General features: G+C 70.8%; 11 protein-coding genes and 1 pseudogene. 7 read left to right on the forward strand and 5 right to left on the reverse strand.

From position 1 onward, the window contains the following. The 3 genes from ACWELJ_RS31015 to ACWELJ_RS31025 all read left to right on the forward strand — a co-directional run. On the forward strand, nt 1–306 hold a 306-nt coding region (locus ACWELJ_RS31015; RefSeq protein ID WP_452369648.1), incomplete at its 5' end, for a response regulator transcription factor. Between the two features lie 348 nt (nt 307–654). Continuing rightward, on the forward strand, nt 655–1,665 hold the full coding sequence (locus tag ACWELJ_RS31020; protein WP_452369649.1) for a hypothetical protein: 1,011 nt from the start codon (nt 655–657) through the stop codon (nt 1,663–1,665). Then, on the forward strand, nt 1,665–2,024 hold the full coding sequence (locus ACWELJ_RS31025) for a hypothetical protein (RefSeq protein ID WP_452369650.1): 360 nt from the start codon (nt 1,665–1,667) through the stop codon (nt 2,022–2,024). The genes ACWELJ_RS31020 and ACWELJ_RS31025 overlap by 1 nt, the downstream gene beginning before the upstream one ends. 68 nt (nt 2,025–2,092) lie before the next feature. Here the strand turns inward: ACWELJ_RS31025 and ACWELJ_RS31030 are convergent, their stop codons facing one another. Next, nucleotides 2,093–2,653, reverse strand: coding sequence for a methylated-DNA--[protein]-cysteine S-methyltransferase (locus ACWELJ_RS31030; RefSeq protein ID WP_452369651.1), 561 nt, complete (start codon nt 2,651–2,653; stop codon nt 2,093–2,095). Between the two features lie 52 nt (nt 2,654–2,705). After that, on the reverse strand, nt 2,706–3,008 hold the full coding sequence (locus ACWELJ_RS31035) for a hypothetical protein (protein ID WP_452369652.1): 303 nt from the start codon (nt 3,006–3,008) through the stop codon (nt 2,706–2,708). A 62-nt stretch (nt 3,009–3,070) separates the two neighbouring features. Here ACWELJ_RS31035 and yczR point away from each other — a divergent pair, with 62 nt between their 5' ends. After that, on the forward strand, nt 3,071–4,564 hold the full coding sequence (yczR, locus tag ACWELJ_RS31040; protein WP_452369653.1) for a MocR-like transcription factor YczR: 1,494 nt from the start codon (nt 3,071–3,073) through the stop codon (nt 4,562–4,564). 114 nt (nt 4,565–4,678) lie between these two features. On the opposite strand, the gene ACWELJ_RS31045 is transcribed toward yczR, so the two are convergent. Beyond that, complete coding sequence (locus ACWELJ_RS31045) at nt 4,679–5,968, reverse strand: adenylosuccinate synthase (RefSeq protein ID WP_452369654.1); 1,290 nt, start codon at nt 5,966–5,968, stop codon at nt 4,679–4,681. A gap of 297 nt (nt 5,969–6,265) precedes the next feature. Between ACWELJ_RS31045 and ACWELJ_RS31050 the strand changes: the two genes are divergently transcribed. Next, a complete protein-coding gene (locus tag ACWELJ_RS31050) occupies nt 6,266–6,925 on the forward strand; it encodes a hypothetical protein (protein WP_452369655.1) in 660 nt (219 codons plus the stop codon). A gap of 59 nt (nt 6,926–6,984) precedes the next feature. Beyond that, complete coding sequence (locus tag ACWELJ_RS31055) at nt 6,985–7,767, forward strand: site-2 protease family protein (RefSeq protein WP_452369656.1); 783 nt, start codon at nt 6,985–6,987, stop codon at nt 7,765–7,767. Between the two features lie 10 nt (nt 7,768–7,777). Here the strand turns inward: ACWELJ_RS31055 and ACWELJ_RS31060 are convergent, their stop codons facing one another. Together ACWELJ_RS31060 and ACWELJ_RS31065 are read right to left on the reverse strand one after the other, a co-directional pair. Continuing rightward, nucleotides 7,778–8,929, reverse strand: coding sequence for an FUSC family protein (locus ACWELJ_RS31060; protein WP_452369657.1), 1,152 nt, complete (start codon nt 8,927–8,929; stop codon nt 7,778–7,780). A 1-nt stretch (nt 8,930) separates the two neighbouring features. Continuing rightward, entirely contained in the window at nt 8,931–9,374 is a 444-nt protein-coding gene (locus ACWELJ_RS31065) for a DUF3151 domain-containing protein (RefSeq protein ID WP_357284848.1), read from the reverse strand. Nucleotides 9,375–9,457: 83 nt separating this feature from the next. Between ACWELJ_RS31065 and ACWELJ_RS31070 the strand changes: the two are divergent. Continuing rightward, nucleotides 9,458–10,802: pseudogene (locus ACWELJ_RS31070) on the forward strand (hypothetical protein); the annotation flags it as partial.

Consider the following 10,802-nt stretch of genomic DNA (forward strand, 5'->3'; position numbering starts at 1 on the left):
GATCGCCGCCGCCTGCTGGAATCCGCGGCCACCGCCAACCGGCTGGCGGCGGCCTGCGGCGGGGCCTCCACGCCGGCGCTGCGGCAGTCCGCGCAGCCGTTGCCGCTCACCGCGCGGGAACGCGAGATCGCGAATCTGGTCGCGGCCGGGCTGTCCAACCGGCAGATCGCGGACCGGCTGACCGTCTCGGTGCGCACGGTCGAGGGCCATCTGTACCGGGCGTGCATCAAGCTCGATGTCACCGATCGTGAGGCGCTGGCGGATCTGATGCGGGGCGGGACATCTTCCGGCAACGTCGGGCATTGACCGGACGTCGAGTTCTTCGAACCGCTGCCACCTGCAAAATGTGCGATATCTCTCGCCGCCCATGGTCATATCGGCCGGCCGACGCTGGGCGGTAGAGCCAGCGGTTCCCCGTCGGCTACCCTTCCGCGCAGTGTGAACCCGCTGAGAGTCACAAGTTGCGGGGTCACGAAAACTTCGCACCCCAGATCCGGTGCTGTGACGTGCGCCAATGCGGTCGTACCGGGCTGGTGGCAACGCTCTGCCGGGGGCGGTCGCGAATCACCGGCATCGATGGGCGGTCCACCGGACCGGTGAAACGAAATATGTTCGGAAGGTTGGTGTTTCGGCGTGCGTGGTCGAAATCGTGAAATGAACAGCAGCGTCGCCCGGCGCGCGCTCATGGTCGGAGCCGTGCCACTGGCACTGGCCGTGGCCTGCTCGAACGCCGGTGAACCGGCTCAGGTGGCCGACGGCGCCGCCACCCAGGCTTCCGTACCCCTGACCGGCGGTACCGGCACACCGGGCGGCGACAGCTCCCCGAACCGCACCGCCCGGCCCGGAACCGCCGACCCGGATCCCCAGGGCGTCGACGCCACCGGCCCCGGCATCCTCCCCTCGCCCCGCACCGCCGCCGCCCAGCCGGGCGTCGTGCTCCCCACCGGCGACCAGGACCACCCCACCCGCGTGACCACCGCGCAGCCGGGCGTCATCATCCCCCGCCCCGGGCCCGCGTCGCCGCAGCCACAGTCCCAGCTCGCCGACTACCCGGTCCCCGCCAACTTCCGCCCGATCCCCAACACCCGGGACGCGGCCCCGGCCCTGGACGTCCAATCGCTGCACGCCCCCAGCGTCGTCACCCCGGTCCTCCCCATCGCCCCGCCGCCGCGCACCGTCCGCATCGGCGACTTCACCACCCCTGCCCCGGACGAGCTCCCCGACAACATCCTCGACGGCGTCAACGGCGTCGCCGCCGGCGCCGAAGCGGGCCTCGCCACCGGCCTCAACTCCATCGGCGTGAACCCGACCCGCTCCGACAAGATCGCGGCGGGCACCCTCGGCGGAGCGGCCATCGGAGCGGGCTCGGGTGCCGCGGGCGCGGGTATCCCCGCCGCCCTGGCCGGTGCGGCCGTGGGCGGAACGGCCGGTGCGGTCATCGGTACCGCGGTCGGATTCGGTCTCGGATCCGCCGCCGCCGTGGTCATGCCCGGGCTCGCTCCGATCGACGTTCCCGGCGGCATGGTCGGTGGCGCGCTCATCGGTGGCGGTATCGGCGCGGCGGCCGGCGCCGCGGCCGTGGGCCTTCCCGCTGCCGCTCTCGGCGCCGCGGTGGTCGGTACCGGCGGCGCTGCCGTCGGCGGCCTCCTGGGTGGTGCGCTCTGATGCGGAAAGCACTGCGCGGCATCGTGATCGCCGGGTTCGTCACCACCGCCGGTGTGATCGGCGCTCAGTCGGCGTCCGCCACCCCGCCGGTCATCACGACCGAGCCGGGCGGCGTCATCCGGGCGGATATCGCGCCCGGGGAATGGTGGAACTGCGGGGGCTGGAGCCTGCGGCCGCCGTTCATCAATGGCGCGCCGCCGATCGGTCTCGTGCAGGGCCCGGGCACGGCGCGGATGACCTTCACACCCGGCGCCGATGTCTGGGTGTTCTGTACCCGCAACTGGCTCCCCAACTTCGACGCGCAGGCCCTGATCCACCCGGAACTCGACTGGAACCACGTCATCAGAACTCAGAACTGACAGCCGATTTCGTGACGACGCCCGCACCGGTCTGCTCGGCGCGGGCGTCGCTGTCCGGGAAGGGCGGGTCAGAACAGGGTGGGCTCGCCGAAGCCGGGGGTGCGCTCTATTTCGAGCAGACGCTGTTTGGTGGTGAGGCCGCCGGGGGCCGAGAAGCCGTGCAGAGCGTGATCGGCGGCGAGGACCCGGTGGCAAGGGATGATCAGCGGGATGGGGTTGCGGCCGAGGGATTGGCCGACGGCCTGGGCGCCGCCGGGGGCGCCGATACGGTTGGCGACCGCGCCGTAGTTGAGGGTGTGGCCGGGGTCGATGGCTCGGGTGACCGCGTAGACGGCTCGGTCGAAGTCGTTGAAGAGGGTGGGGTCCACGGGAATCCAGCGGAGGTCGTCGAGGTCGCCGGTGAGGTGGGCCTGGATCCGGGCGATGGCCTCGGATATCTCGGGGGTGGGGGCGGCCTCGTGCAGCTCGGCGCGGCGGTGGCGGCGCAGGATATGCGTGCGGGTGGCCGCCGGGTCGCGGTCGGGGAGGGCGAAACGCAGGACGCCGGCGGCGCTCCAGGCGATGGCGCATACGCCGATCGCGGTATCGAAGAGCGCCGCCGACGCCTGGGGACGGACCGGGGCGGACATAAGGCCAGTGTGCACGGTGGCACCGACAGAACGCGGATTCAAGTCCAGTTGCTTAGAACTGGACTGACTCGTTGCGGCACGGGATGGTGGACAGGGCCGCCGCGGCCGAGGAGCCGCGACCGAACTTCCGGTGCGGCGGGGCGGCGGGCACATCGGGGCGCAGGGACGCGACGGCGGCGAGGTCCGAATACTGGCGGGCCGCTTCATATTCGCCGACCGACCAGTCCGACATGGGAGCATGCGGGCGATACCGCTCCAGCAGCACGCCCCAGCGCTCACCGGGCGCGGGCGCATACCGGTACACGAGACCGGCGAACGCGGCGACAATCACGAGGGAACCCAGTAGTGCGACCATCACCCCATGGTGGACCCACCCTGGACTTGAAGAAAATATCCAGTGCCTGGATACTGGCCTGTATGGCGACACGAGTGATCGGCGCGGCCAGTCTCACCCGCGATCTGGGCCGGTGGCGCAATGACGAACCGGGCACGGCCGCCGACAGCGGCAAACGGTCCACGCGGCCCGCGTACGTGGCCCTGGCGGAGAGCATCCGCCTGCTCATCCACGACGGCCGCGCCCCGCTCGGCGTGGCCCTACCGAGCGAACGCGATCTGTCCGCCAGCCTCGCGGTCAGCCGCACCACCGTCACCTCCGCGTATTCGCTACTGCGCGAACACGGTTACCTGATCAGCCGCCAGGGCTCCCGCAGCACCGTGGCGCTGCCGCCGACCGTGGTGCACGACGGCGCGAAACCGGCGCGCAGCATCCTGGCCATGATGGCGCAGCCGGAACTGCCGACCATCGACATGACCTACGCGGCCATGGCCGCCCCACCGCAGATGACCGAGGCGTACTCCTTTGCCCTGCAAGGTCTTCCGACCTATCTCGGCACGCACGGCATGGACCCGGTGGGTGTGCTCATGCTGCGCGAGGCGCTGGCCCGCCGCTACACCGAGCGCGGCCTGCCGACCGAACCGGACCAGATCCTGATCACCCTGGGCGCGCAGCACGGCCTGCGCCTGCTGCTGAACGTGCTCACCACCCCGGCCGAGCGGGTGCTGATCGAGCACCCCACCTACCCGAACGCCATCGAGGCCATCCGGGACGTGGGCGCGCGCCCGGTCCCGGTGCCGATGCGCCCCGACGGCTGGGATCTCGACGGAATCCGCAGTGCCGCACGGCAAACCGCCGCCAGCGTGGCCTACCTGATCCCCGACTTCAACAACCCCACCGGCCACCTGCTCGACGCCGAGGGCCGCGCCGAACTGGCCGCCATCGCCCGCGAAACCCGGATGACGGTGATCGTCGACGAATCCATGGTGGACCTGGACCTGACCGATCTCGAATCGCCGCCGCCGGCCGCGGCTTTCGCGCGCGGTTCGGAGATCGTGACCATCGGCTCGGCCTCCAAGTCGTTCTGGGGCGGCCTGCGCGTCGGCTGGGTGCGCGCCAACCAGGCGCTCATCACCAAGCTGCTGGGCACCCGCTCGACCGTCGACCTCGGCACGCCCGTCATGGATCAGCTGGCGACCGTCCACCTGCTCCGCAACGCCGACGAAATCCTCACCACCCGAAGGGATCAGCTCCGGTCCCGCCGCGCCGTCCTGCTGGAGACCCTCGCCGAGGAGCTCCCCGACTGGCGTGTCGAACCGGGTGCGGGCGGCATGTCCCTGTGGGCGCAGCTCCCGGCGCCGGTATCCACCGCGCTCGCCGCGACCGCCCCGAATCACGGCGTCTTGCTCGCTGCCGGACCGCGTTTCGGTGTGCAGGGCGCGTTCGAACGCTTCATCCGTCTCCCGTTCACCCACGAGGAGCCGGACCTGCGGGTCGCGGTGAAGTCCATCGCGGCGGCCTTCGCGGGCCTCAACCCGCACGCCGCCGACCCCCTGGCCCCGCTGATCACCTACTGAGGCTCCCCGCCTGCTGGAGTCTCCGGAAGCGAGCGCGGTCCACGCAACGAATTCGCCCCCGCCACAAGAGTTGTGGCGGGGGCGAGTTATCGACAGCGCGGAGTGCTCGAAACCTCAGCCGAGGATGTCGTGGCGCACGATGGTCTGGTCGCGGCCGGGGCCGACGCCGATGCACGAGACCCGCGCGCCGGACAGCTCTTCCAGTCGCTTCACGTACGCCTGGGCGTTGGCCGGCAGCTCCTCGAAGGCGCGGCAGCCGGAGATGTCCTCCCACCAGCCGGGCATCTCCTCGTAGATGGGCTTGGCGTGGTGGAAGTCGGTCTGGGTGGTGGGCATCTGCTCGACGCGCTCACCGTCGATCTCGTAGGCGACGCAGATCGGGACGGTGTCCAGGCTGGAGAGCACGTCCAGCTTGGTGAGGAAGTAGTCGGTGATGCCGTTGACGCGGGTGGCGTAGCGGGCGATCACGGCGTCGAACCAGCCGGTGCGGCGGGCGCGGCCGGTGGTGACGCCGACCTCGCCGCCGGTCTTGGCCAGGTAGGTGCCGGACTCGTCGAAGAGCTCGGTCGGGAACGGGCCGGAGCCGACGCGGGTGGTGTAGGCCTTCAGGATGCCGAGCACCGTGGTGATCTTGTTGGGGCCGACGCCCGCGCCCACGGCCGCGCCGCCCGCGGTCGGGTTGGACGAGGTGACGTACGGGTAGGTGCCGTGGTCGACGTCGAGCAGGGTGCCCTGCGAGCCCTCCAGCAGCACGATCTCGTCGCGCTCCAGCGCCTCGTTGAGCAGCAGGCGCGAGTCGGCGATGCGGTGTTTGAAGCCCTCGGCCTTCTCCAGCACCTCGTCCACCACCTGCTGCGGGTCGAGCGCGCGGCGGTTGTAGATCTTGACCAGCACCTGGTTCTTGAATTCCAGTGCGGCCTCGACCTTCTGGGTGAGGATCTTCTCGTCCAGCACGTCGGCGACGCGGACGCCGACGCGGGCGACCTTGTCCTGGTAGCAGGGGCCGATGCCGCGGCCGGTGGTGCCGATCTTCTTGTTGCCGAGGAAGCGTTCGGTGACCTTATCGATGGCCACGTGGTACGGCATGATCAGGTGCGCGTCGGCCGAGAGCAGCAGGCGGGAGGTGTCCACGCCGCGCTCTTCCAGACCGGCGAGTTCGGCCAGCAGCACGCCCGGATCCACGACCACGCCATTGCCGATGACGTTGGTCACATCGGGGGTGAGAATGCCGGACGGGATCAGGTGCAGGGCGAAGCTCTCACCATTCGGCAGCACGACGGTGTGCCCCGCGTTGTTGCCGCCTTGGTATCGAACTACCCACTGGACCCGGTCACCGAGCAGATCGGTGGCTTTGCCCTTGCCCTCGTCGCCCCACTGGGCGCCGATCAGCACGATTGCCGGCATGCGAGTGTCTCCTACGGGTTCGACGCGCAGCACCCATGTTGCTGCAGCTACCCGCCATCAGAAGGCGGTGGCCGTGGGCACACTTTACTGGATGGCCACATACATCCAGGTGCACGCCCCGGCTCTGGGTGCACACCACATGACCCTGAGTGAACCCGGCATAACGGATGCGCACTGAGGACAGCAGGGCAAATGAGACAGGGCTATGGTGGCACGGGGAGAGGGACCGGCAGGGGGTTCCATCGGGACGCAGCGAGGCGGATAGGTGTTGGCAGGCCAGAGGAGGGTGTTCGGCAGTTGAGTACCCACGTTCTCCGCTGCGACGGCGCACCCGTTCCCATCGCGCTCGCTTCCCTGCCCCTCACGCAGACCGCCGCCATTCCCGACACCGGGACCCTGGACGAGCTGCTGCCGGTGATGGCCGCCGACAGTCTGCCGCGCCTCATCGTGCTCGGTGAGGACGCCGGACTGGCCGCCGTGCTCACCCACCTCATGCGCACCGAACGGCTCGGCGTGGAGATCGGCTACGTGCCCATCGACCGCACCTACGGCTCCCGCGCCTACGAGACCGGCACCGGGTCCGCCGCCGCCAAGCGGGCACTCGAGGGCCGCGCCGTCGAGACCCCGCTGATCCGCGACGACACCGGCAAGGTGCTCATCGGCCGCGCCACCATCGTCGGCGAGGCCGGCGCGAAACTCGAGGGCGAGGCCTACGTCGACGACACCCGGTTGTTCACCGGAAAGGTCGCGGCCCTGCATGTTTCACCCATGCTGGAGATGCCGGGCCTGCACGCCACCGTGCACCGCGGCCTGCGCAAGAAGCGCTGGGTCGCCGGGCGCGCCATGCAGCTCGGCACGCCGGGCGCGCTGGTCACCCGCGACGGGATCACCGCCGATCGGGTGGTGAAGCGCTCCACGTTCTATCGACACCACGAGCCTTGGCTGCTGGTTCGCTGATTCGCCCCCAGAATGGTTGTCGGCACGGCGAAACCAGCCGGGCCAGTTGGGAGTGACAGGTGGATGACGCGTTCGCGGTGAGACGGGCCTCCGGGGCGGTCCGGCCCAGCCCTGTTTTCTTGGCGGTGGTGGCGGTCGCGGTGCTGGGCGGGGTGCTGGCCTGGACCGCCGACCTCGATTCGCGCCAAGCCCAATTCGGAGTGTTCATCCTGGTGGTGGCCGGGTGGATCGTGTCGGTCTGCCTGCACGAGTTCGCGCACGCGTTCGTGGCGTGGCGGGCCGGGGACCGGGAAGTGGAGATGCGCGGGTATCTCACGCTGAACCCGCTCAAGTACAGCCATCCGCTGCTGTCGATCGGGTTGCCGGTGGTGTTCATCGCGCTCGGCGGGTTCGCGCTGCCGGGTGGCGCGGTGTACGTGCACTCGCACAACTTCAGTCCGCGCACGCAGCGGATGATCAGTGGCGCCGGGCCCGCGGTGAACGCGCTGTGCGCGGTGGCGCTGCTGGTGATCGTGTCGCTGTGGGGCAGCCTGCATTCGAACGCGGCGTTCTGGTTCGGACTGAGTTTCCTTGCCTTCCTGCAGATTTCGGCGACCGTCCTGAACCTGCTGCCGATTCCCGGCACCGACGGGTACGGGATTCTGGAGCCGTCGCTGAGCTATCAGACCCGGCGGGCGCTGGATCAGATCAAGCCGTTCGGCCTGCTGATCCTGTTCGCGCTGCTATTCACGCCGCAGCTGAACCGGTTGTTCTTCGACGGGGTCAACGCGCTGTTCGAGCTGTCCGGGCTGCCGGGCTGGTGGTGGTCGATGGGCAGCCGGTTGACGCGCTTCTGGCTCTGACCCGCGCGGGTCAGTCGATCGGCGTGACGTAGGGGTGCCGGACGGTCGGGGGCAGCAGCGCCATGGCCGACAGCCGGCGCACCCCGCACACCTGCATGAGATCCACCACGATGGACCGCAATTGGGCGAACACCACGTGCGCGGACAGGCCCGCGCCCTCGACCAGGTCCTTGGTCGCGCCCTTGCCGACCGACCGCAGCACCCGGGTCGCCTCGGCCGGATCGGGTTTCTCGTCCGGATCGGCGAGCATCATGCGGCGCACCACGTCCACCGCCTGACCGAGCTTCTCGACCTCCACGATGAGGCCCGGAGCGAGCACCTCGTCGTCACGGACCGAGGTGAGAGCGCGGCGCAACAGCACGCGGGTATTGCGGACCGCGTTGTCGAGCGGGTCGGCGGCGTCCCGCAACCGGCTCAGACGGGCGCGAGAGTTCCAGTACAGCGGGGAGATTCGAATGATCTCCTGGCTGCCTTCGAGGGTGTTGCGCAGGGAGTCGATCGCGCCCTGGGTGCCGCGCACCGACTCCAGCGCCTGCTTGATCTTCGCGGCGTCCTGCTCGAGCAGGCCGTCGGCGCATTCGGTGAGCGCCGCGCCCATCACCTCGAGAATCCCGGCCGCCTGCTCCCGGGCGCGGCGCACCGGGTGCAGCGGAATGGCCGCCACCACCACGATGCCGACCAGGCCGCCCACCAGGGCATCGATCATGCGCAGCGACGCGCCGCCCTGGCCGGGCGGGTAGAGCGTCGCCACCAGCACCGCGGAACTGGCCGCCTGCATGGTGATGACCGGACCGCCGTCGAGGAAGACGGCCGCGCACATGGCCAGCACCACCAGCAGCATGATCTGCCAGCCGCCGGTGCCGACCCGGGACACGAACAGGTCGCCGATGCCGATGCCGACCGCCACGCCCACGATGAGCTCGATCGAGCGGCGCAGCCGGGCCCCGAACGAGACGCCGATGGAGATCATGGCCGCCATCGGCGCGAAGAACGGGTGTTCGTGCCCGATCACGTTGTGGGCGATGAACCAGGCCACGCCCGCGCCGATGGCGCACTGCACGATCGGCAGCAGGGACGAGCGGACCCGACCGGCGGCCGTGCGCACGCGAGTGACGCCGCTCTCGCGGGCGGCGTCGATGGTTTCGCCTAGGCCACCGCTCAATTCAGTCGAGGCCGAGCTCGGCGGCGGCGCGCGGGTCGCAGTCCTCGAGCAGGTCCAGGCAGCGCGCGTACTCGTCGGTCTCGCCGATGGCCCGGGCGGCCTTGGCGAGCGCGCCGACGCTGCGCAGGAAGCCCTGGTTGGGCTCGTGGCTCCACGGCACCGGGCCGAAGCCCTTCCAGCCGTTGCGGCGCAACAGGTCCAGGCCGCGGTGGTAGCCGGTGCGCGCGAAGGCGTAGGCGGAGATGATGTCGAGGTTGACGTCGCCGTCGGCGGCCGCGCCCCGCTCCAGGGCGGCTTCGGCCAGGTGGGCCCAGGCGATGGAGGCGGTCGGGTGGGCCGCCGCGACCTGCACCGGGTCCTGTTTCTGGAGCAGCGCGTCCTCCGCGTCGATGTTTTCCGGAAGGAGGACCGGCTGCGGTCCGAGCAGATCGCCGAAGGAGGTCATGCCGATCATTCTGCACCGGTACCCGGAATGCTCAGTAGGCTGACCTTCGAATCACAGTTCCGCCGATACGAGGGGTGCAGCGCGTGTCCGACCCGAAAGACGACCAGCAGCAGCAGGGCCGTGCCAACCAGGCATCGGGTTCCGCCGCAGGCGACACGGACACCAGCGCCACCCCCGCACGCCCGGCGAACCCGGCCGACCAGTCCACTCCCGAGGCCGCGAACGGCGCGAGCACCGACGCCGCACCCCCGACCGCCGCCACCGAGGCCATCCCCTCCCCCAACGCCCGCACTGCGGAAATCCGCACCGGCGCAGGCCAACCCACCACGCCCGGCGACCCCCAGCAGCCGAAGACCCCACCCGCCAAGTCCGGCCCCACCGGTTTCGCCACCATCCACTACGAATCCTCCAAGCCCGCAGGCACTCCAGGCGCGAACCGCGTCCAGCCCCCGGCCGACCAGGCCGGCGCGGCCCGCGTCCAACCACCCGCCGGAACCCAGGGCGCGCCCGCCGGACAGCAGGGCGGCCCTGCCGGACAGCAAGGCGCGCCCGCCGGACAGCAGAGCGGCCCTGCCGGACAGCAGAGCGGCCCTGCCGGACAGCAGAGCGCACCTGCCGGACAGCTGAACGCACCCGCCGGACAACTGAACGCACCCGCCGGACAGCAGCGCACACCTGCCGGACAACAAGGCACATCGGCTGGACAACAGAGCGGGACTGCCGGACAGCAGAGCGGGACTGCCGGAGCGCGTGGCATTCCTGCCGGTCAGCAAAGCGGGCCCGGCGGATCGCAAGGCACGCCCGTGGGAGCACCGGGGGCGCCTGCCGGAGCGCAGGGTGGCACCGGCGGACAAGCGTCGGCCGCGCGGCAGGGCTCGGGTGAATTCAAGCCGCAGAGCACGCCGAGCGGGCAGCCCTCACCCAGTGCGGCGGGCGTGCAGTCGGGTGGGCCCGCGCAGTCCGGTGCTGCCGCGCCCGAATCCGGGAACGCCGCCGCTGGGCGTCCCTCGGAGGGCACGCAATCCGAGCCGGGCGGGCGGTCCCAGGCGGCCGAGTCCGCGGCACGCCAAGGTTCCGCGACGTCCGCCGCGCGGCCTGTGGCCGATGGAAAGGGCAGCGGCGCTGAGCAATCCGGGGCGGGCGAGCAGCCGGCCGGGCGCGGGCAGGGGCCGGGGGCGACCTCGCCCGCCGATGACGCTCCGACCCAGTTCATTCCGATTCAGCGGCCCGCCGGTGAGAAGGCGGCCGGGGCCGGGCAGGCCGCCGACGCGCAGGCCGATGCCACCACGCAGATGATCAAGATTCAGCGGCCGGGGCAGGGTGCGAGCGGCGGGGCCGGGCAATCCGGTTCCGCGGCGGGCGTGCTGAATAGCCAATTCCGCGGAAGATTCACAGACCACTTGGGAATTCGTGCGGCGTCGAGTGGCA

It is taken from the genome of Nocardia sp. NPDC004582 (assembly GCF_053602115.1).